Here is a 19,278-nt window from a genome sequence, read left to right on the forward strand (position 1 = left end):
GGCCGTCGGTGGCGAACAGCAGGGACGCCTGGGCGTGCCGGTCGACCCGGGACGCCTCGCGGCGCAGCCGGTCGTACGCCCGGTTCCTGGCGGTGTCGGCTACGGCGTCGCCGCCGCCGAGGTCGCCAACATGTTCCGACTCTGGGGCGAAGCAACCAAACTCTGCCAGCAGATCGCCGCAGCCGTCCTCGCCTTCCGCGCCATCCTCACCCGCGAACTCAGCAGCCTCGACACCGTGGCTCTCCCCGCGCTCCCGGACGGCGGTCGCTACGACCACCCCCTCGCCGACACAACGGCATAAGACCTCGTGAACGGCCTGGACGACATCACTGGTGGCGACGAAGAACGGAGCCACGCCCTCCGCCGGATCCTGGACCAGCTCGCTGACAGCGATAACCCTCTACTCCGCGAGATGGCCACCGCAATCCAGCGCGGCCAACTCACCCTGCGCCAGGCCGCGACCAGCGCGACCTACGGCAGCGAGCTAACAGCACCCTTCGAGACCTTCTGGAACGTTTACCAGAAGATGACCCCGGAAGAGCGCGACAGCCTCGCCTCCCGACTGCCAGAGTGATGCCCTGCGGTCAAGTCTTGTACGCCCCGTCCGGGAACGGCTTCACGCTTGGAGCCTCGTCCACGGCACCCAACATCAGCGCCCCGCCGTCAGCTCGGCGCCCTGCTAGCGCCTGGCGTTTCGCCCTGCCCGGGCCCAGAGCGAAACCCTTGTACAACGAAATCGGCGCCCGGGGTCACCGGGCGCCGCAAGATCTGAGGGGGAGGGATCGCCTCATCTCCAAGATCGCATCGCGTGCGTGAAGAGGCTAGTCGTTAACCCGGTTCTCGGGCTTGGCCGCCGGACGGGCCGCGTTCGGCTTCGCCAACTCACGATCGTCAAGAGCAATATGGCGACGTCGGGTCTGGAGAAGCAGGATTGAGACCGTCGCGAACAAAATGAGCGTGGTGATGGTCGCGAGGAGCGTAATCACCATAGGAGCACCGGTCACGATGCAAACCACCGCGACCAGGGTCGCCGGAATCGCGATCGACGTTGAGATGAGAAGTACGCGCACTGCGTCGGTCAACTCAGAACTCATGTCTCGGATCCGCAGCGCGGCACCGAGGATCTTCGGCGCGTGCGAGACGTCGGTGTAGGCGTCCACGCCGCGCCGCTCCACCCCTTCGCTGGGCGCGCTGTCCAGCACCGTCAGGTCAACCTCGACCTGACGCTCCGGCTGAGCGGAGCTAGTCATCTCTTGCCCCTGCCCTTTCCCTAACTGGATCTTGACGAGGCCACCGTGACTCGCCAACCCCGGTCCGGACGAAAGGTTCGTCCCACCGAACGACCGGCCACGTAGAGTGGCCGGTCGGCTCACCTTACCGCACGCCTGTCCGAACCACTTCAGGCGCATGCCCCTTAGCCGCGCGAGATCAGACTGTGGTTCACACAAGTGATGCATGCGCGAAGTAGCTCGCGAAACACCCACCCTCACACGCCGTCAATCCGCCCGACCGAGTCGCGGCTTTTGACCGGAATTTGCATGGGATTCCCACGTAACGCTTGTACTACAAGGACTGGTGCGTACATGAAAAGCTGTTACCGTACACCGGCATGTGCATGAAAGCAGACGATCGTCCGTACATTGTTTGCGCAAGTGCGTGACTGACGAGACGGTCTATGCGAGCATCACCGTAGGGAGGCGGGATGTCACGGTTGGTGAGGGGCGGTAGCGCGCACCCAACCTGCCAACCTGACACAGACCGCTCGACGAGAGGAGTCCGAGTGAAAGCCGGCAGTGTTCTAGATCGAAACCTAGTGGAAGATCAGACTGCTGCCCCCGAGACGGTGACACCGGCCGACCGCGAGCAAGAGGAACCTCGCCCCACCAAGTCGGCCGATTCGCCCACCACCGACAACATCCCACCTGTCGGCGGCGGCGGCGGCAACCAACTTGTACGAGTGACTGTAAACCTCACCCCTCGGTCATACAGCGCTCTAGAACGAGCTAGCGAACTGACCGGGGACAATAGGACCGATACAATAAACCGCGCCCTCCTTGTTTACTCGCTGATCAAGGAACTCTCTGACCAGGGTGGCGGCAGCCTGACCATCCTCAACAACGACGGCGAGAAGGAACGGATTCACATCCTTTAGCTGCGCACGAGATGCAATATTTTCGTCGCATGGCGCTCGGTTTTACAGCGGTCAGCTAGCTTCCACTATGCGGATGCAAGCAACCCCGTACTCAGTGCGATCCACCGGGTACGGGGCCCACTGCATCCATAGGCGCACCACTGCTTCACTCTCGCACACCACGCGATGCTTGATGGTCGCCTCCAATCACCGTAACTCAGGTCAGACGAAGGCCTTCGTGACCGTGCGGTGGCTCGCCACAGCAGGGATTCCAAGGAGTGAGCGTGAGCGGCGAGGTCATCTGGGGTCTAATCGGCCTAATTACTTCACTCGTCACCTTCTGGCTCGGTTATCGCCAGACCGTTGGCGCCCGCAAGGAGCGCATCAGAGCAGCTGACCGAGAGATCGAAGAGCTGGCTTTGAAGCGCATGATCCTTGAGGATTGGCGCCCATCCTACGCGGAACTGGAACGGTTCATAGCAGGTGTTGCTAGCGGTTTAGAGGTACCGGCTTCCTCTTTGAGACAGCCAGAGGACTTGAGCAACCTGCTGATGGCCCGTGCCTTACAGAACGATCTGGTCCCAGAAGACAAAAGAAGGACAGTCCTAAGAGAAACGCTCCCCATCATTAGACCAACAGTTGCTGGGGTCGATGGCGATAGGTCTGAAAGCGAGTCGAAGCGCACCTCCCGGATGTCAACTCTCTTCACCCTTGCAATGGGCCTAGCGTCGGTTGCGTTAGGCGTCCTGGTTAATCTCATTCCAGAGTTTCGCAGCGATGAGCTAAGCCCCGAGCGCATTTTCCCTTTCGCCGCAATCGCAGGGTTGGTTGTCGCGGCCCTTGCCGTTCTTTTAACCTTTCGAAGCAGCGGTTCGACGGTCTCAGGAGTCGTCGGCGCCTCGCAGGAGGCTCGCGATCAGGCCCAACTGCTGAAGAGTTACCCGGCAGGAGAAGAACTTGAGCGGGCGCTCAACGCAATTCAGAGTCTTACGCCCTTCGCAGTGTGCTCGCTCGGCCGTTATGTCGACGAGGAAATAGAGTCCTTGGAACGTGGGTGGCAGCCCGGCATTTTTGCCCGGCCAGGCGGAACCCCATGGCATCGAGAGTTAATCAGCAAAGGTTTCTTGGCTGCCGTTCAACCACCCAACAGCCTCAAGGCAAATGGCCGAGACTACCTAACACTAACCGCGGAAGGCAGGGTAGTCGGACGGACATTGCGCGGCAGCGACGAGATTCCACCGGTCCTGATAGATCGATTCTATTCCGCCGGTGATGGGCTTGCCAATCACGCATCCAAAGGTCCATCCGTACCATCCACCCGGTCGCCTGCGTCTTCGAATTGAGGGCGACTGTCCGTGACCTACCCGCATTGTTGAGCAGGACAGCTCTACAGCATTCCTGGACAAAGCTTGGCCGGCATGGCTGCCGACTGACTGAATCCCTGAAATACCTGCCCTACACGTCCCCGCACAAGCCATGAGTCGGAAATTGACCACAGCCTCTTCGACGACCAACACGAAGGGTAAAGTAACCGTCACACCCGACTGCGTTGGAGGGTCCGTGGGGAGAGGCCTGCCTAAACGTTACCAAGCCGCCTGGATACTTGTAGCCGTCTTCTCCTTGGTTGCACTATCCGCTATGGCATTGTTCGAGAAGGACTGGTACATGGCCGGCTGGGCTCTATCAGCGGCCATTGCCGCTCCCGCATGGTTATTCGCCTTCGAGATCCCGGCGCGCTGTGGCGTCCAGACTCTGGCCGACAAAGCCTGCCCTAATCCGACAAGGGGCACCCTCTTTGGCTGCTCGCAGGCGAAGGGGCATCTTTGGGCAAAATTCTTTGCCAGGTTCGGCGTTCACCGCCAGGCCTTGACAGCCGAGTCGCATCGCCATGCTATGCCTTCGCCTGTTGGCCGGCAGGAAGAAGCGATTTCGACGACGGTGCGCCTCGAAGGCGGCAAGAGGGACACAGCGATGCTTTGGTTAGCGATCGTCGCGACGTCATGCGCGGTCGTATCGGGCGCCAAGGACCTTACCGATTTGCTAAATGCCTAAGGACGCTCTACGCACGTGCCAGGTACAGCATTCCGCGGACTCGTGGCCGGCTCGGACCGGCCCACTACCTGTCCAGCCCTCACCGGTCAGCGGGCTCCCATCCTTCTAAGCGCCTCCGCCGGTCGTACTCAGAGCCAGCCGTTGACGTGATGCTTAGCCAAAGTCGGAGCGCCAACCGGGGCGGCCGGTGGGCCCAAGCGGGGGTGCGTGCGGCCCGCCGAGGGCGTGGTTGAGACTTACCGAAGCTCGGTGCCGGTCGACGCTACCGGCAAGCTCTCCGAAGCCGTTCGATCGCGACAAAAATCTGCTGTTCGGGGCCAGGTCGGTTCGGTCGCCACTCAATAAACAGAGGTTGGACGGCGTCGACGAATCTGGCGAGTTCGTCCGCAGTGGTCGGCTCGGGTAGTGCGTCAAGCGCCGCGACGGCGGCTACGGTCGCCTGATGCCGGTAAACGTTCGTCGGTGTGTCATGCCAGCCCTGCGAGTAACGCCACTCCTGCACGCGCCTGCCTACTTGGGCTGCGGCGACTCTGATTGCGGCCGCTTGCTGGCGAGGCGTGGGTTCGGCGCGGGCGTTATCAGTGCCGGTGGGCTCTTGCGGCGGCGTGTCGGCGTCGCGCATGGCGGCGATCGTACCGGCACCATGGTCGGAGCTGCTCGCGAGCTTGCTGGGCGATGATCACGATCAGCCGACGGCGTCGTTCCACTCAGAGGCGAGGATCGAGTAGAGCTGGGAGTCGCGCCAGGCGCCGTTGGTGAAGACGTGATCGCGCAGCCGACCTTCGTACTGCATCCCGAGCCGCTTCGCGACGCCGATGGAGGAAGCGTTGTCGGGGCCGATAGCTGCGGTGATGCGGTGGAGCTTTAGCTCTCGAAAGCCGTAGTCGATGATGGTTCGGGCTGCGTCGGTGGCGTAGCCCTGGCCCCAGTGCTCCGAGCCAATGGCGTAGCCGAGCTTGGCGGCCTGGTGCCCGGTGAGTCCGAGGCGGGCGAAGCCAATCATCCTGTTTGAAGTGTCAGCGACCGCTAGGTAGTACTCGTTGCGCGGGTCGAGCTGCGCGCGGCTCACAGCTCCCTCAACCATGGCGATAGTGGCGGCCTGGTCGCGGCTGTCGAACGAAAGCCACCGTGTGACCCGGTCGTCACCGACGACCGCCAAAGCATCGGCCGCGTCATCGAGTCGCAGTTCGCGAAGAGTGATGACGCGGCCGGGGATGGTGATCGGGTACATGTGCAGATGGTGCCTTATCGAGGAAGGGCGTTGGCAGGGGTGTGCGTGAAGTGCTCAATGCCATCGATGAGGTCACGGGCGTCATTGGCGTGGCCGGCGCGGGTGACGGCCTGGTGGACACGACGGACCGAGTGGATGACGCCGTTGATGCGCTGATCGGCGGGAAGATCGAGCACGGGGGCGAGGGCATCAGCGGCGGCATCGAGTTCTCGGTTGGCGACGCGAGCTATGGCGAGGTTGGTGTGGGAGCCGGCCTGGTCGCCGAAGGCCCACGCCGGGTCGTAGCGGTCGGAGTACGCCTGGACAGCACGCAGGGCGTAACGCTCGGTGGCGTCGGCTTCGCCGGGCAGCCAGGCGAGGGCGTCGCTGGCGTAGTAGAGCGTGCGGGGCTGGTTGAAGGTGCAGATGCCGCCGATTTCGTCCATTTCGTCGGGGCGTACCCGCGACCAGGTGTCCTCGGCCTCGGTGATGGCGGCCTTGGCCTGTTCCGCGTTACCGAGTGCGGCGTAAGCGCGTGCAGCGCTGACGGGCAGCCAGACGGCGGAGGTGCCACCTGCTTGGGTGGCGTACTCGCGTCCCGCCTCGGCGTAGCGGACGGCTTCGGCGTACCGGCCGGCCCAGTAGGCGACCAGCGATTGAAGTCCGCGGAGCCAGGCTTGCAGCCCGGGGTGGCCGGACTGGTCGGCGCAGAGGACGGCGGTTCGGGCTTGCAGCATGGCGGAGTGGGGGTCGGCCATGTCGTGCGAGACCTTGGCGAGTAGGCCGCTGGTGATGCCGGCAAGGAAGTGCAGGTCACGCGACTGGGTGGGCTGTTGGCGACGTTCGAGCAGCGTGAAGAGGGTGTCCTGAGTTTCGGCCAGGTCCGGCAGGATCTGGCTGACTGGTCGCTGCGGGTAGGCGAGGGCGAGGCGTTGCACGTCCTCGGTGAGCTGGTCGATGGCTGCCGGCGAGGTGGCTTCTGCGGCGAGCATTGCGTACTGGCGGGCGCGTTGTGCGGCCATGGCGAGGAGGTTCCTTTCCGGGCCGGCGCCGGTGGGCTCAAGGATGAGCTGTCGGTCCGGCGCAGGGGTCAACTGGTGGGATGCCCAGGGGCGCTGCAATTCATCGACCGGCTTGCCAAACATGGCCTGCAAAGCCCGCCGTGTGGCGGGGGTTGATGAGGCCAGGTCCCGTTCGCCACGGGCCAGCCGCCCGAGGTGCCGCGCGCTGATCGCCGCGCGGGGGTCCATGCGGCTGAACTCGTCGGCCAGTTCCTCGTACGTACGGTCGCTGCACTGAATCAGGTACTCCAGGACAGTTCGAGGTTCGCGGCGATCTCGGGCCATCGTCGACGCCTTCCTGATGGGCTATCTCCACGCTCACTTACGTGAGGTCCTGAGCACAACGCAGGTCCTCATGGTGTCCGCCCGAGGTCCGCCAGAGGTGCTGTTTCGGTCCTCGATCGGTCTCCGCAACCGGGTGTTCTATCTCCACCATGGACGTCTCACCCACTGCAATTGTGCATGTACTGGTCGCTGAGATGCATGTGTCAAAACGGCACCGAACCGCTCGTGCCCGTGTCGATCCGGCTGCGGAGGTAGCCGGGGGCGGTATCCGGGTCCTCAAGTGCGTGGGCGAGGGGCGATCGGGTGGGGCGACGCACCACGCTTCACGGGCCGACGCTTCCTGCTCGGGTTGCGAGGGGCGTGGATGGAAGATGGCCAGCCCTCGGCGGTCGCTTCGCGCGCCGAGTGATCCGGACCGGCTGCAACGGCGGGACTGCCCTGACTGCGCCGGCACCGGCCGGCACCTGCGATCAGCGGCATTTGTCGTAGCGGTTGCGTCCTGAGCAGGGCACCGGAGCAGGTGCAGGCAGGCGATTCGCGGTGTCGGCCGTGGCCACAGCCCGCCTGCTTCGGTGCCCATCCACTGATCGAGGGCGGCGGTGATGGTTCCAAAGCCGGGGGACGTTCTGCACGTCGGCAGCGATGCGTCGGTGCAGTTCGGCGGGGATCGGTCGCTGATCTTCCGAGTCATCAAAGTCTGCGATCGGCCGACGTACGACGGCTGGGTCTGGCTGACCGGCTACTCACTCGACCGCGCTGGGAATGCCGTCGATCGGCGAGAGGTCTTCGTGCAGCGCGCCGGCTTGCGACTGATCACTCCGGCTACGGCTCCCGCCGCCGCGCGCGCACTCCCCGCTCCCCCCGGTCACGCCGCGCGGAGCGGGGCGAGTCGGAAGGCCGGCACGACAGTTTCAACTTCGAGGAGGTTGCGGTGACCATGCATTCGGTTGGCGTCTTCCGGGCAGCGTCACGCTTGGCCCGGCTCTGCCCTGAGCAGGTGAAGCGAATCCGGTTCCGTCGCACCAACTTCGGGCGACGCGGCTTGGCCGAGGAACAGGTCTACGGGTTTCTCCGTGCCGTTGTCGATGAGCTGACCGCGCGGGATGGCGTAGAAGCTGGCCTTCGAGCCGAGAATGCCCGCTTGAAGACCGCTCTGAGTCAGTGGCAGAGCAACTTCGCCCCGAGGCCGAGCCGGATGGACAATGCAGGGCGATGGACAGGACTTGAGAAGCGCAGATAGCCTGTTGACAAGCTGAGTTGTCGTCTGGGGTGGAACGGTGCCGATCGAAGTTGCCCCGCCGAAGTACGTCGTGATCGTCAATGCGGTGCAGCAACGCATCCAGGACGGCATGTACCCGCCAGGCTCGATGCTGCCCAGCGAGACCGAGTTGGTCCGCGAGTTCGGTGCCTCCCGACCGGTCGTCGTCCGAGCCCTGGATCTGCTACGACAGGACGGCTGGATCGATAGCCGGCAGGGCAAGGGCCGCTTTGTCCTCGGTCGACCCACTGGCGCCAATCAACGCCAGAGAGACCGCCGTTACGGAGCGTTGGAAGACGACGAGCGTGTGGGCTCCACCCTGCTCGCTGCCGGCGAGGTGCCCGCCCCTCCCCGTGCTGCTGTAGCCCTGGGCTTGGAGCCCGGCACGTCGGTCGTCGCGCGTCGCCGCGTTATTGCCATCGATGGGCTCGGCCCAGTTGAACTCGGCACGGCCTACCTGCGACCCGAGTTGGCCAACGGGACAGGGGCGGGCAGTGCCGACGTTCTGCCCGAAGGGCTGCTGCGGCACGTGGCATCTCGCAAGCGCGTGCGCTTCGACCATGTCAGCGAGCGGATCTCGGCCCGCCTCCCTGACGCCGAAGAGGCACAGCTCTTGCAGATCAGTGAGGACGACCCGGTACTTACAGTGCTCCTCTCCGTCTGTGATCGGACAGGCAAGCCGTTGCTGGTGGTGGATCTTCTCCTCCCGGCTCGTCGGCACGATCTCGAAGACGTGTACCCGCTCGACTAATCCAGGTAAATACTTCACTTGACAAGTCAAGTGAGCCACACTTACTTTTGATCTGACTTAACAAGTCAACTGGTTGAGTTGTTGATCCCAATGGAGGTTGTGTAGTGGTTCCGATGACGTTGAAGGTGCCGGTCCCGTCCGAGTACGTCTTTCCCGCTGGGGCGCTCTGCCTCGGCGTCTCGCCGCAGATCGACTTCGAGCGGCGTGGTGAGGCGGATAACCAGGCCCGGGACAAGGAAACCGGGGAACGGGTGTGGGTGGTGCGGGTAATGGACCTGGACCCGGAAGCGGGAAAGTTCGGCCGGTCGACTGAGGTGAAGGTGAAGGTGGTCGCGCCGCAGCAGCCGGTGCCGCCGCCGTCGACGGTGCCGGGTTACCCGCCGGCTGTGGAGTTCGAAGGCTTGACCTTGACCCCGTATGTGGATTCGCAGCGGTGTAAGCCGGGGCGGTCTTCGGGTGACTGCCGCTCCCGGATGGCGTACTCGCTGCGGGCTTCGGCGATCCGTCCGGCCTCGGTGATGCCGGGTTCGGTGGCTGCCTGACCGGTCGCTGTTTGGCGCGCGGGGCGGGTCGTTTCCCCGCCAAGAGTCCCGGCCCGCTCCCGCGCTCTCCCATCCCTCGTCTGATGAAGGAGGGCGTGATGCCCACCGTAGTTCACCCTGCCCTGGTCATTGCCGTGCCGCTGCTGGTCGGCGCGCTGCTGATGGTCTTCCGCCCCCACCTGGGGGGCCTGCGGCACGCCTACCGGGAGGTAGAAGCGGCGATCCGTTCAGCGCTGCAGCTGCCGCCCGCTCTCGGCTCGGTCTCCGCGATCCGTTGCCCGCGTTGCTGCCGGTGGGTGAAGCCGCGCCGGTTCGACCTGCGCCGGATGTCGTGCCGGTCCTGCGTCTCGACGCTGGGCCGTGGCCGTCGTGGTCAGGGCGGTGACCTGTGCCGCTGATCAACATCATTCCGGGGGACAAGATCCCCGTGGCGCCGATGAACGTGCGTCTGCCCGCGTGGCGGGTTCCGGGCTGGCTGCTGGTGTTCTGGTGGCTAGGTCGGGGTCTGTTCCGCCTCGCCGTGCTGGCGGCCCGTTACTGGTGGATCACCGCGCCTGCGGTCCTCGCGCTGTGGGTGCGGGTCGAGTTCGGTGGCCTCGTCTTGGTCGGCGTGCTCGCGGCGGTTGCCGTCGGCTGCGTGGTCTGGTGGCGGTGGCACCCGTCGTCGTGGCTGCGATTCGGCTGGTACCCGCTCGTTGCTCGGGTCCGTGCCCTGGTGGTCTACCGGTCTCGGTGGGCGTCGGTCATGGCTACCTGTGGGTTGGCGACCGTGTTCGGCGGTGACCGGTACGTGCCCCGCCTGCTGCGGGTGCGCTGCGACCGCTACGGCGATGAGCTGACCGTGCGGATGCTGCCGGGCCAGATCCCCGACGACTGGGGGCAGGCCGCGGAACGCCTCGCCTACGCATTTCGCCTGCCCACCGGTCAGGCCCGCTCGACGGACCGCCCAGATCGGGTGGTGGTCCGCTTGATGCGCCGCGACCCGCTTACCGGCATCGTGGCGCCGCTACCGGTAGGCGACGTTCCGGACCTGGATGGGCTGCCGCTCGGCGTCCGGGAAGACGGGCAGGCTTACCGGTTGCGGCTGACCGGTTCGCACGTCCTCATCGCGGGCGCGACCGGTGCCGGAAAGGGGTCGGTGCTGTGGTCCCTGATCCGATCCCTGGCCGGCGGTGTCCGGTCGGGCTTGGTGGAGGTGTGGGCGTTCGACCCGAAGGGCGGCATGGAGTTGGCGGCCGGGGTGCCGCTGTTCACCCGGTTCTCCTACGACGACCCCGACGGCATGGCTGGCGTCCTCGACGAGGCCGTGAAGCGGATGCGCCTTCGTGCGGCCCGACTGCGCGGGGTCACCCGCCAGCACACGCCGACCGTGGGGGAGCCGTTGCTGGTCCTGGTGGTCGACGAGCTGGCGGCGCTGACGGCGTACATCACCGATCGGAAGGTCCGCGACCGGATCAAGGAAGCCCTCGGCCTGCTGCTGTCGCAGGGCCGCGCGGTCGGGGTGCACGTGGTGGCGGCGTTGCAGGACCCGCGTAAGGACGTGCTCCCGTTCCGGGACCTGTTCCCGACCCGCATCGGCCTGCGGCTGACCGAGCCGGAGCAGGTGGACATGGTCCTCGGTGACGCCGCCCGCGACCGGGGCGCGCTGTGTGACCGCATCCCCGAATCGTCGCCCGGGGTGGGGTTCGTGGTCCTCGACGGCGTCCGCGAACCGGTCCGGGTGCGGTTTCCCTACCTCACCGATGACGACATCCGCGAGCTGGGCCGCGACTACCGCCGACTCTGCGACACCGACGACGAGGGGATGACCCGGTGAAGACCAACACCGAACGGGTGGAGGGCGTGGTCCTGGTGCTCATCGTGCTGAGCGTTGGTGGGCTGGCCGGAGCGGCGTCGTTCACCCACGTGCACGACTGGACCATGGCCAATTCCCCGACCGGGACCGGGGACTGGTTCGGCTGGGCCAACGCTGCCATCTCCGAACTCCTACCCCTCGCCGCGCTACTCACGATCCGGCGGCGGCGCCGCACCGGCGGGCCAATCGGGTACCCGATGTTCCTTCTCGTCTGCGCCGTAGCCCTGTCCCTGTCCGCGCAGCTCGCCGTGGCCAAGCCGGGCGTGTCCGGGGCGCTGCTGTCGGCCGTGCCGGCGCTGGCGTTCCTCGGCCTGTCCAAGCTCATCTTCTCCACCACCCCAGCGGCACCCGTCGACAAGCCGGGCGACGCCAGCGAGTGGGGCGATGCCCCGCCCGGCTACAACCCGGCCGACGACCGGCTAACCGTCGACGAGGACCAGGCGGCGCCCGTCGCCGTGGAAGACACCGACGAACAGCCTCGCCCGGCGACGCTGCACCCGGTCCCCGTCACGCCGGTTCAGCGTCGGCCAGGACTGGTGCCCGTGCCAGCGGCTGCCTTCACGCCCCGCAACAACAACAGCTTCGTCCTGGAGCAGAACCGGTGAACCAACTCGAACTCATCCCCACCGCTCCCGTTGAGCAGCCCCGACCGGGGTCGCGGGCGGATCGGATGCGCAAGCCCTTGGCCAAGGACGCGCTCAAGCAGCTCGCCGAACAGAACGGCGTCTGCGTGCGTCCCCTGGCCCTACGTCGCACCGACACCACCACCGGCCTCACCGAGGTCGTCGAAGTGCCCTGCGGCGCGACCCTCGCCGTCAAGTGCAAACCCTGCGCCGAGCGAGGCCGGCGACTGCGCATCCAACAGATCCGCGAGGGCTGGCACCTCGCCGACGAACCCGCCGTGCGCCCCGACAAACCCGGGGAAGACGTCCTCGCCCTGGTACGGGTCCGGGCGCACCTAGAGTTCGAACACGAAGCCGTGCAGTACCAACCGATGACTCCCGGCGAGCGGGCCGCCCACCTGGCCGAGATCGACGCCGCGATAGCCGAGCTGGACGAAGCCCTTGGCGAAACCAGCCTGCGCGGGCACCTCACGCCGAAGGACCGCGACGAGCGACCACGCCGCAAGCGGTCCACCCGGCGGCGGCAGGACTCGCCCGACCTGCCCCGGTTGCCCGTCGACCCGCGCACTGTCGGCCGCGCCTATTCCGGCAAGGCGGGGAAGACCTACCGGCCGTCCATGCTCGTCACGCTCACGCTGGGCTCGCACGGGCCGGTGCACTCCCACCTTCGACGCGGCGCCTACATCGCACCGTGCGAGTGCGGCCAGCGCCACGGCCCTCATGACGACGTCCTCGGCACCCCGGTCGACCCAACCAGCTACGACTACCGACGGGCGGCCTTGGATTCGATCCACTTCGCCCGTGTCCTGGACCGGTGGTGGCAGAACGTCCGCCGCGCCGCCGGCTGGAACGTCCAATACGCCGGATCCGTCGAGCTGCAACGCCGCCTCGCCCCACACGCCCACTTCGCCATCCGAGGCACCCTCCCGCGCCGGCTACTCAAGCAGATCGCGGCGGCCACCTACCACCAGGTGTGGTGGCCGCGCTTCGACGAACTGGCCTACGGGGTCGACAAGCCGCCAGTCTGGGACGTCGACCGGCAGGCATACGTCGACCCGAAGACCCGCGAGCCGCTGCCCACCTGGGGCGAAGCACTCGACGCGCTGGAGGAACCCGACAGTCGCCCCGCCTACGTCGCCCGCCTCGGACGAATCGACGCACGCGGCATCGAGCAGGGCACCAAGGACGCTGAGCGGTCGATTCGCTACGTGACCAAGTACGTCACCAAGGACCTAACCGACCAAGCCAAGCCCCGCTCCGACACGCAGCAGGCGCACTTCGACCGGCTGCACGCCGAACTGTCCGTACTGCCGTGTTCGCCGACCTGCGCGAACTGGCTGCTCTACGGCGTCCAGCCGGACGGGGTCAAGGCGGGCTTGACCCCCGGCCGGTGCACCGGGAAAGTCCACCAGCGCTCCACCCTCGGCTTCACCGGACGGCGCGTGCTCGTCTCCCGCCAATGGTCCGGGAAGACCCTCGCGGACCACCGTGCCGATAACCGCGCCTGGGTGCGGGCCATCCTCGCCGGGGGCATGGCCGACACCGAGGAGCACGACCAGGCCGCCAATGACGCGGACGGGTCGAAGCGCTACCGGTTCGAACTCGCTCGACCCGAAGACCCCGACGTCCCGCCCCTGGAGCACCGCCTCCTGCGCGCGATCTCGGCCCGCATCCGATGGCGAGCAGACCTCGACAACAGACGGCTACGAACAGCCACCGCCGTTCCGGCAACCGCTGCTCCCCTCGTCCCTGCTGCTTGATCCGAAGGAAGAACCCCTCATGGAAAGCGAGCTGTTGACCGTTCCGGAAGTCCTCGCCGTGCTCAACGGAGTGTCGCGGCGAACCTTCTACCGCTGGCGTGAACTGGGCATTGCCCCGGACTGCATCAAGCTCCCAAACGGTGAGCTACGCGTCGAGCGGCGCGACCTTCAGACGTGGCTGGAACAGCACCGGGAGGCGGCGTGAAGTCGCGCGAAGTGCGGATTCGGGGGATCCAGGTCAACGCCCTGGCAGGCCGCAAGAAGTCGTACACCGTTCGCTGGGTGGTGGGCACGGGGCCAAAGTCCCGGACGTTCGGCACCCGGGCGCTGGCGGACAACTTCCGGTCGGACCTCATGCAGGCGACGAACCGCGGTGAGGCGTTCGATGGGAACTCCGGGTTGCCTGAGTCGATGACGGTGCCGGTGGAGTCGGTGAGCTGGCTTGGCTTCGTCCGTAGGTACGTCGACATGAAGTGGCCGGGCGCGGCGGCCAAGTCCCGGGAGAGCACCACGGACGCGCTGGCGACCGTGACGGCCGCGCTGGTGCGAGACCTGGCCGGACGGCCGGATTCGGCGCTGCTGCGGCGGGCGTTGCGGGAGTGGGAGTTTCCGCCCGCGTCCCGGCAACTCGACCGGCCGGCGGAGATCGCTGCCGCGTTGCGGTGGCTCGGCAAGGCGTCCTTGCCGTTGTCGGCGCTGGCGGAAGCCGCAGTGGTACGTCCGGCGTTGGACACTCTGGGGCTGACGATGGACGGGCGGCCGGCGGCGGCCACGACGACCAGGCGTCGGCGCTCGGTCTTCTACAACGTCCTCCAGTACGCCGTGGAGCTGGAGCTGTTGGCCTTCAATCCGGTCGACAAGCTGCGAGTGCGGTCGTCCCGGCGGAAGGTGGCAGGGGAGGTGGACCGCCGCGTTGTGGTCAACATTCGCCAGGCGCGCGAGCTGCTGACCGCAGTGACGTACGTCGGCCAGCGAGGGAAGAATGGCTGGCGCGGTGAGCGCCTGGTCGCCTTCTACGCCTGCCTTTACTTTGCGGCGTTGCGTCCGAGTGAGGCGCTGGGCCTGCGGGAGCGGGACTGCCAGCTTCCGGGGACGGGGTGGGGGCTGCTGACGGTGGAGAAGTCACGGCCGGCGGCCGGGAAGCGCTACACCGACAGCGGCGAGGTACACGATGACCGAGGGCTCAAGCATCGGGGCGACACGGAAGCGCGGGAGGTGCCGATCCCCCCGGAGCTGGTGGCGATCCTCCGGGCGCACGTCGACCGGTTCGGCGTGGGCGTCGACGGGCGGCTGTTCCGCAGCGACCGGGGCAACGTGGTGGCGTCGTCAACGTACTCCCGGGTCTGGGAAGAGGCACGGACACTAAGCCTGACTCCGGACCGTGCGGCCTCTCCCCTGGCCGGCCGCCCCTACGACCTGCGGCACGCCGGGGTATCGCTCTGGCTCAACGCCGGACTTCCGGCGCCCGAGGTCGCGCAACGGGCCGGGCACTCGGTCGACGTGCTGCTCAAGGTGTACGCGAAGTGCCTCGACGGGGACCGCAGCCGGATGAACGAGCGAATCGATACGGCCCTGATGGGATGAGGCTCAGATACGTTGCCCCGATGTGCGACGCAGTCGGCCCGAGACAAGATCTTGGCGAGCAGCCAGTACGAAGCTGCGACGGGCCTCGCTGTAACGGCTTAACCTCTGTTCGAGATCGTCCTCCTGCCCGTCAGTCACAAGGGCAAGCGCAGCATCGAACAAACTTCTCGCGGCTTGCACGACTCGGTCGGGGCAGATGAGTTCAACAGACTCGATTGCCATTCCAAGGCGATGCGCTGACTCACGCATCCGGGTGAGTTGCCCCGAAGCTCCTGCGCCAAGGCGCTCTGCGACGAAATCAACCACCGGTTCCTCGGTGTGGGCAGCCACCGAGGCGAGCATCCCGGAGACGGATTGGCGCAGGTCCTCCCCGCTAGCTTCTGGGTTCATCCGACGGACCATTGCTTTGAGCACCGGCTTTGCGAAAACTCTGCCTATCTGCCCCTTAAGTCCTTGGGACCGCAGGAGGTTGGCGAACTGCTCCATAGGGTCTTGCAGGCCGGCACGGACGGCTGTAGGCACAGCGTGCCGGAAGGCCGCAAGGTTCACCGTCGTCTGGCACGCTTCCAGCAGCTGCGCACAGGCTTTGTGCCTCTCGGCGCGCCGCCACTTGCGAAATTCCATGCTGCGGTTCAGCAGGTTTCCTAACAGGAGGCCGGCTACGCCGGCGACGAGAGTCGCCCATCCCAACATGGCAGGTAGTTGATCAGATACTGTCAGGATCCGGGCGACACCACGCGGCAGTAGGCCTACGAGGTACATGCGCACCGCTGGTGGTCCACGCAACGGGCCACCGACAACGAGGCCGCTCGGCGCAGGGCGAGCGGCATTCTTGGTCCAGGCCCACGACCTGCGCGAACGGTCACGCTCAAGCATCCAAGATCATTGCGCGTACTTTGCACGAAGGGCTGCAGACGGCGGCTGTGGGCGGCATTCGGCTGCGCAAGCCGACCGATCGACGCGACGGAGTATCCGCTGGTCAGATGGCGTTATTGCTGATCTTGGAGGTGCCCCCGGCAGGATTCGAACCTGCGACACACGGTTTAGGAAACCGATGCTCTATCCCCTGAGCTACGGGGGCGCGAGGGCCCAGTCTAGCGACCTGGGGTTCACCTGGGGTGGCAGGGAGTGGCCCCCGTTCACCCACATTCCCCGCATCGCCGTTCTCCCAGCCCAGGACCACACCCGAAACACACGCAGCCATACCCACCGCTCCCGGGCATCAGGGTCTACGGCCACCAGGGCAGCGCCCGTTCAACCAGCCGGCCCGCGAGGCGGGAAAGTGGGTGGGCACCTCGATGCTCAGTCACCATCACGGCGGAACACACAAAGCCGTCCCCGCTTCCCGGCCCAGCGGGCACGGCAGTTCCAGCCTCACGCCGACGGAGGCGGTGAGGACGGAGGCGGTGAGCGCGCCGGTGACGGCGGTGGTGGACGCGCCGAAGCTGGCGGCCATCGGCGTGAGCAGCACCGGGTAGGCGTAATAGAGGGTGCCGTAGCCGATGGTGGAGGTGACGGCGAGGGCGGCAACGATCCGCCAACCGTGGTGGTGGGCATCAGCTGCCGCAGCAGCCGCCGGCCTGCGTGTCGGCGGGTGCGGCGTCGAGGGTGACGAGGTTCAGCGGTGCGGCGAGCAGCCCGCCGGTGATGCCGGTGGCCAGCCCTCGTGACGTCGGCTCGGTGGCGGGTGCGGGTCCGCAGCAGCTGTCGCCGGTGACGGAGTCATCGGGGTTGCTGTTGCAGACTCCGGTTTCCGGCAGGTCGAGCTGGACATCACGAGCCGCGGTCCAGTCGCCGGCGAGGGCGGCGACGACGGAGCGGACCTGCTCGTAGCCGGTGGCCATGAGGAACGTCGGCGCGCGGCCGTAGCTCTTCATGCCGACAGCGTAGTAGCCGACCTCGGGGTGGGCGAGCTCGTCCACACCGTGCGGGGGCACGGTGCCGCAGGAGTGCTCGTTCGGGTCGATCAGCGGTGCCAGGGCGCGGGTGGCGCCCATGACCGGGTCGAGGTCCAGGCGCAGCTCGGCGGCGATGGAGTGGTCGGGGCGGAAGCCGGTGGCCGCGACGATACGGTCCACAGTCAGCGACTCCTCGCTGCCGTCGCCGTGGCGCACCACGACGGTCACCCGGCCGTCGCTGCTCGGGGTGAGAGTGTGGACGGCGAAGCCGGTGAGCAGCCGGATCCGGCCGGCGTCCACGTGGGCGCGCAGCCGGGAGCCCAGCGCGCCACGGGCGGGGAGGGCGTCGGCGTCGCCGCCCCCGTAGGTGCGCGCCGGGGAGGCGGTGCGGATCGCCCACGTCACCTCGGTGCCGGGGTGTCCGGCGGCGAGATCGGCCAGCGAGAGCAGGGTGTTGGCGGCGGAGTGGCCGGCGCCGACGACGAGGGTGTGACGGCCGGCGAACCGGTCGCGGTCGACGCCGAGCACGTCGGGCAGCGCGTGCTCCAGGTACGCGGCGGCGTCGGTCTCGCCGTGAGCGGGCAGGCCGGAGGCGCCGAGGACGTTCGGGGTGCGCCAGGTGCCGGAGGCGTCGATGACGGCGCGGGCGAGCACCTCCTGGCCGTCGCTGAGGCGGACGAGGAACGGGGTGTCGTCCCGGCCGGTGGTGCGCAGCCGGTCCAGGCCGAGGCGGCTGATCGCCTCGACCCGGGCGCCGTAGCGCAGGTGCGGCTTGAGCTGCGGTAGCTCGGCGAAGGGCTGGAGGTACTGGGCGGCCAGTTCGGCGCCGGTGGGCAGGGCATCGGGGTCGGGGGCGACCCAGCCGGCGTCGTCGAGCAGCCGCCGGGCGGCGGGGTCGATGTCGTACCGCCACGGGGAGAACACCCGCACGTGGCCCCACTGGCGCACGGCCGCACCGGCGGTGTCACCGGCCTCGAGCACGAGGAACGGCAGGCCGCGCTCGTGCAGGTGCGCGGCGGCGGCCAGGCCGACGGGGCCGGCGCCGATCACCACGACCGGAAGGGTGTCCAGGGCGCTCATGAGGCAACTCTCCTCTGCGTTGATAACTGTCGAATCAGATATGTGGAAAGGGCCCCGAGCATCCGAAGCCAGAGGCGGTTAGGTGACGGTGGGGCTGCGGCGCTCGAGCAGGACCCGTGCGGCGTCGAAGTCCGCCCGGGCCGGCGCCGTGGTCTCAAAACTGGCGTTGCCTGCGTCGGGGCCCGCCTGGTAGATCGCCAGGGCGTCGCCGGCGTCCGTCGCGGCCATGGGTCGAACGGCGACACCCGCCCTGCCCACCGGGGCCGTCGGGCGGTCAGTCCCGGCAGTCATCCTGATCCTCCACCTCGCCGCAGCCTGTCTCGACACCTGTCAAATCAGAGAGTTGCATGTTGATTAGAAGCCTGTCAACCTAGAGACATGTCTAAGCAGCCTGCGCCGCTCGTCGCCATCGACCTGAACGCGGCGACCTCCTGCTGCGCGCCGCTTGCGCAGCGGCGGGTGCCACCGGAGGCGGCGGGGGCTCTCGCGGCGGCGTTCAAGGCGCTCGGCGACCCCGTGCGCCTGCAGTTGATGTCGATGATCGCCTCCGCCGGGGGCGGGGAGGCGTGCGTCTGCGACCTCACACCGGCGTTCGACCTGACCGGCCCGACGATCTCCCACCACCTCAGGACGCTGCGCGAAGCCGGCCTGGTCGACGCCGAACGGCGCGGCACCTGGGTCTACTACCGCGCCCGGCCGGGCGTCCTGCGCCAACTGGCGTCCCTGCTCGCCGTCGAGCCCACCGCCTCGTAGCAACGCGCCCGCCCTGGCGGGCGGGTTCAGTCTTGTGAAGCTCGAAACACCCCGGTCCGCCGACGCCGCGCCCGCAGCACCCAGACGGTGCCTCTCGGGGGCGACTCTTTGCCAGCCCCGATTAGCTCAGCTATGATTGAGTCAATGGACGCTGAGCTTGATTCTCTGGCTGGGCGGGCGCGGATCCACGCCGCGCTCGGCGACCCGGCGCGGCTGGCGATCGTGGATGCGCTCACCCTCGGCGACGCGTCCCCCGGCGAGATCGCCCATACCCTCGACCTGCCCACCAACCTCGTCGCCCACCACGTCAAGGTCCTCACCGAAGCCGGCCTGGTAGTCAAGGGCCGCTCCGAGGGCGACAAGCGCCGCACCTACCTGCGGCTGCGGCCGGGATCGGCTCAGCCAACTGCCGCAGTTTCCCGTCGAGGGACTGGC

General features: G+C 67.2%; 24 protein-coding genes and 1 tRNA gene. 16 read left to right on the forward strand and 9 right to left on the reverse strand.

Going from position 1 to position 19,278, the window contains the following annotated elements; genetic code table 11:
- Both ACWCO3_RS15285 and ACWCO3_RS15290 read left to right on the forward strand, forming a co-directional pair.
- Positions 1-301: hypothetical protein (locus tag ACWCO3_RS15285; protein WP_450010450.1), on the forward strand; the 301-nt coding region annotated here is incomplete at its 5' end.
- Positions 302-307: 6 nt separating this feature from the next.
- Positions 308-574 (forward strand): hypothetical protein, encoded by a 267-nt coding sequence (locus ACWCO3_RS15290; RefSeq protein WP_450010452.1) that lies wholly within the window; start codon positions 308-310, stop codon positions 572-574.
- A 247-nt stretch (positions 575-821) separates the two neighbouring features.
- Here ACWCO3_RS15290 and ACWCO3_RS15295 read toward each other — a convergent pair whose 3' ends face one another.
- Positions 822-1,250 (reverse strand): hypothetical protein, encoded by a 429-nt coding sequence (locus ACWCO3_RS15295; protein ID WP_450010454.1) that lies wholly within the window; start codon positions 1,248-1,250, stop codon positions 822-824.
- Between the two features lie 530 nt (positions 1,251-1,780).
- Between ACWCO3_RS15295 and ACWCO3_RS15300 the strand changes: the two genes are divergently transcribed.
- The 3 genes from ACWCO3_RS15300 to ACWCO3_RS15310 all read left to right on the forward strand — a co-directional run bounded on the left by ACWCO3_RS15300 (position 1,781) and on the right by ACWCO3_RS15310 (position 4,183).
- Positions 1,781-2,152 carry a hypothetical protein gene (locus tag ACWCO3_RS15300; RefSeq protein WP_450010456.1) on the forward strand — a complete coding sequence of 124 codons (372 nt, stop codon included), beginning with the start codon at positions 1,781-1,783 and terminating at the stop codon, positions 2,150-2,152.
- 263 nt (positions 2,153-2,415) lie between these two features.
- On the forward strand, positions 2,416-3,474 hold the full coding sequence (locus tag ACWCO3_RS15305) for a hypothetical protein (protein WP_450010458.1): 1,059 nt from the start codon (positions 2,416-2,418) through the stop codon (positions 3,472-3,474).
- 295 nt (positions 3,475-3,769) lie between these two features.
- Positions 3,770-4,183 carry a hypothetical protein gene (locus tag ACWCO3_RS15310; RefSeq protein ID WP_450010460.1) on the forward strand — a complete coding sequence of 138 codons (414 nt, stop codon included), beginning with the start codon at positions 3,770-3,772 and terminating at the stop codon, positions 4,181-4,183.
- A 262-nt stretch (positions 4,184-4,445) separates the two neighbouring features.
- Here the strand turns inward: ACWCO3_RS15310 and ACWCO3_RS15315 are convergent, their stop codons facing one another.
- The 3 genes from ACWCO3_RS15315 to ACWCO3_RS15325 form a co-directional block, all read right to left on the reverse strand.
- The gene (locus tag ACWCO3_RS15315) at positions 4,446-4,805 is read right to left on the reverse strand and encodes a hypothetical protein (RefSeq protein ID WP_450010462.1); all 360 of its coding nucleotides are present in this window, start codon (positions 4,803-4,805) and stop codon (positions 4,446-4,448) included.
- Between the two features lie 63 nt (positions 4,806-4,868).
- On the reverse strand, positions 4,869-5,414 hold the full coding sequence (locus ACWCO3_RS15320; RefSeq protein WP_450010464.1) for a GNAT family N-acetyltransferase: 546 nt from the start codon (positions 5,412-5,414) through the stop codon (positions 4,869-4,871).
- 14 nt (positions 5,415-5,428) lie between these two features.
- Positions 5,429-6,415, reverse strand: coding sequence for an XRE family transcriptional regulator (locus tag ACWCO3_RS15325; RefSeq protein WP_450010466.1), 987 nt, complete (start codon positions 6,413-6,415; stop codon positions 5,429-5,431).
- A 1,261-nt stretch (positions 6,416-7,676) separates the two neighbouring features.
- On the opposite strand from ACWCO3_RS15325, the gene ACWCO3_RS15330 reads away from it, so the two are divergent.
- The 9 genes from ACWCO3_RS15330 to ACWCO3_RS15370 all read left to right on the forward strand — a co-directional run bounded on the left by ACWCO3_RS15330 (position 7,677) and on the right by ACWCO3_RS15370 (position 15,112).
- The gene (locus tag ACWCO3_RS15330; RefSeq protein ID WP_450010490.1) at positions 7,677-7,979 is read left to right on the forward strand and encodes a DivIVA domain-containing protein; all 303 of its coding nucleotides are present in this window, start codon (positions 7,677-7,679) and stop codon (positions 7,977-7,979) included.
- A gap of 37 nt (positions 7,980-8,016) precedes the next feature.
- Positions 8,017-8,748, forward strand: a complete 732-nt coding sequence (locus ACWCO3_RS15335) for a GntR family transcriptional regulator (protein WP_450010468.1) — start codon at positions 8,017-8,019, stop codon at positions 8,746-8,748.
- Between the two features lie 113 nt (positions 8,749-8,861).
- A complete protein-coding gene (locus tag ACWCO3_RS15340) occupies positions 8,862-9,290 on the forward strand; it encodes a hypothetical protein (RefSeq protein ID WP_203120593.1) in 429 nt (142 codons plus the stop codon).
- A gap of 98 nt (positions 9,291-9,388) precedes the next feature.
- Positions 9,389-9,688, forward strand: coding sequence for a hypothetical protein (locus ACWCO3_RS15345; protein ID WP_450010470.1), 300 nt, complete (start codon positions 9,389-9,391; stop codon positions 9,686-9,688).
- The gene (locus ACWCO3_RS15350; RefSeq protein WP_450010472.1) at positions 9,679-11,106 is read left to right on the forward strand and encodes an FtsK/SpoIIIE domain-containing protein; all 1,428 of its coding nucleotides are present in this window, start codon (positions 9,679-9,681) and stop codon (positions 11,104-11,106) included. The genes ACWCO3_RS15345 and ACWCO3_RS15350 overlap by 10 nt, the downstream gene beginning before the upstream one ends.
- The gene (locus ACWCO3_RS15355; RefSeq protein WP_450010474.1) at positions 11,103-11,750 is read left to right on the forward strand and encodes a DUF2637 domain-containing protein; all 648 of its coding nucleotides are present in this window, start codon (positions 11,103-11,105) and stop codon (positions 11,748-11,750) included. Before ACWCO3_RS15350 ends, ACWCO3_RS15355 begins: the two co-directional genes overlap by 4 nt.
- Entirely contained in the window at positions 11,747-13,528 is a 1,782-nt protein-coding gene (locus tag ACWCO3_RS15360; protein ID WP_450010476.1) for a replication initiator, read from the forward strand. The genes ACWCO3_RS15355 and ACWCO3_RS15360 overlap by 4 nt, the downstream gene beginning before the upstream one ends.
- Positions 13,529-13,547: 19 nt before the next feature.
- Positions 13,548-13,733: a helix-turn-helix transcriptional regulator gene (locus ACWCO3_RS15365; protein ID WP_450010477.1), complete on the forward strand. Its 186-nt coding sequence runs from the start codon at positions 13,548-13,550 to the stop codon at positions 13,731-13,733.
- Positions 13,730-15,112, forward strand: a complete 1,383-nt coding sequence (locus ACWCO3_RS15370; protein ID WP_450010479.1) for a tyrosine-type recombinase/integrase — start codon at positions 13,730-13,732, stop codon at positions 15,110-15,112. The genes ACWCO3_RS15365 and ACWCO3_RS15370 overlap by 4 nt, the downstream gene beginning before the upstream one ends.
- A 3-nt stretch (positions 15,113-15,115) precedes the next feature.
- Here ACWCO3_RS15370 and ACWCO3_RS15375 read toward each other — a convergent pair whose 3' ends face one another.
- The 5 genes from ACWCO3_RS15375 to ACWCO3_RS15395 form a co-directional block, all read right to left on the reverse strand.
- Positions 15,116-15,805, reverse strand: coding sequence for a hypothetical protein (locus tag ACWCO3_RS15375; protein ID WP_450010481.1), 690 nt, complete (start codon positions 15,803-15,805; stop codon positions 15,116-15,118).
- 315 nt (positions 15,806-16,120) lie between these two features.
- Positions 16,121-16,193 (reverse strand) — tRNA-Arg (locus ACWCO3_RS15380).
- 231 nt (positions 16,194-16,424) lie between these two features.
- Positions 16,425-16,583 (reverse strand): hypothetical protein, encoded by a 159-nt coding sequence (locus tag ACWCO3_RS15385; protein WP_357931018.1) that lies wholly within the window; start codon positions 16,581-16,583, stop codon positions 16,425-16,427.
- Positions 16,584-16,668: 85 nt separating this feature from the next.
- On the reverse strand, positions 16,669-18,090 hold the full coding sequence (locus ACWCO3_RS15390; protein ID WP_450010484.1) for an FAD-dependent oxidoreductase: 1,422 nt from the start codon (positions 18,088-18,090) through the stop codon (positions 16,669-16,671).
- Between the two features lie 78 nt (positions 18,091-18,168).
- Positions 18,169-18,381: a hypothetical protein gene (locus ACWCO3_RS15395; RefSeq protein ID WP_450010486.1), complete on the reverse strand. Its 213-nt coding sequence runs from the start codon at positions 18,379-18,381 to the stop codon at positions 18,169-18,171.
- 87 nt (positions 18,382-18,468) lie between these two features.
- Between ACWCO3_RS15395 and ACWCO3_RS15400 the strand changes: the two genes are divergently transcribed.
- A complete protein-coding gene (locus ACWCO3_RS15400) occupies positions 18,469-18,843 on the forward strand; it encodes an ArsR/SmtB family transcription factor (RefSeq protein ID WP_357837194.1) in 375 nt (124 codons plus the stop codon).
- A 144-nt stretch (positions 18,844-18,987) separates the two neighbouring features.
- On the forward strand, positions 18,988-19,278 hold a 291-nt coding region (locus ACWCO3_RS15405; protein WP_450010488.1), incomplete at its 3' end, for an ArsR/SmtB family transcription factor.

This window comes from Micromonospora sp. NPDC002411, assembly GCF_053592955.1.

Bases quoted from the DNA above. Each gene is read 5' to 3' on its own strand.
- ACWCO3_RS15295 (WP_450010454.1), bottom strand. From the start codon at position 1,250: ATGACTAGCTCCGCTCAGCCGGAGCGTCAGGTCGAGGTTGACCTGACG.
- ACWCO3_RS15310 (WP_450010460.1), top strand. From the start codon at position 3,770: ATGGCATTGTTCGAGAAGGACTGGTACATGGCCGGCTGGGCTCTATCA.
- ACWCO3_RS15315 (WP_450010462.1), bottom strand. From the start codon at position 4,805: ATGCGCGACGCCGACACGCCGCCGCAAGAGCCCACCGGCACTGATAAC.
- ACWCO3_RS15320 (WP_450010464.1), bottom strand. From the start codon at position 5,414: ATGTACCCGATCACCATCCCCGGCCGCGTCATCACTCTTCGCGAACTG.
- ACWCO3_RS15325 (WP_450010466.1), bottom strand. From the start codon at position 6,415: ATGGCCGCACAACGCGCCCGCCAGTACGCAATGCTCGCCGCAGAAGCC.
- ACWCO3_RS15330 (WP_450010490.1), top strand. From the start codon at position 7,677: ATGCATTCGGTTGGCGTCTTCCGGGCAGCGTCACGCTTGGCCCGGCTC.
- ACWCO3_RS15340 (WP_203120593.1), top strand. From the start codon at position 8,862: ATGACGTTGAAGGTGCCGGTCCCGTCCGAGTACGTCTTTCCCGCTGGG.
- ACWCO3_RS15345 (WP_450010470.1), top strand. From the start codon at position 9,389: ATGCCCACCGTAGTTCACCCTGCCCTGGTCATTGCCGTGCCGCTGCTG.
- ACWCO3_RS15365 (WP_450010477.1), top strand. From the start codon at position 13,548: ATGGAAAGCGAGCTGTTGACCGTTCCGGAAGTCCTCGCCGTGCTCAAC.
- ACWCO3_RS15375 (WP_450010481.1), bottom strand. From the start codon at position 15,805: ATGTTGGGATGGGCGACTCTCGTCGCCGGCGTAGCCGGCCTCCTGTTA.
- ACWCO3_RS15390 (WP_450010484.1), bottom strand. From the start codon at position 18,090: ATGAGCGCCCTGGACACCCTTCCGGTCGTGGTGATCGGCGCCGGCCCC.
- ACWCO3_RS15395 (WP_450010486.1), bottom strand. From the start codon at position 18,381: ATGACTGCCGGGACTGACCGCCCGACGGCCCCGGTGGGCAGGGCGGGT.
- ACWCO3_RS15400 (WP_357837194.1), top strand. From the start codon at position 18,469: ATGTCTAAGCAGCCTGCGCCGCTCGTCGCCATCGACCTGAACGCGGCG.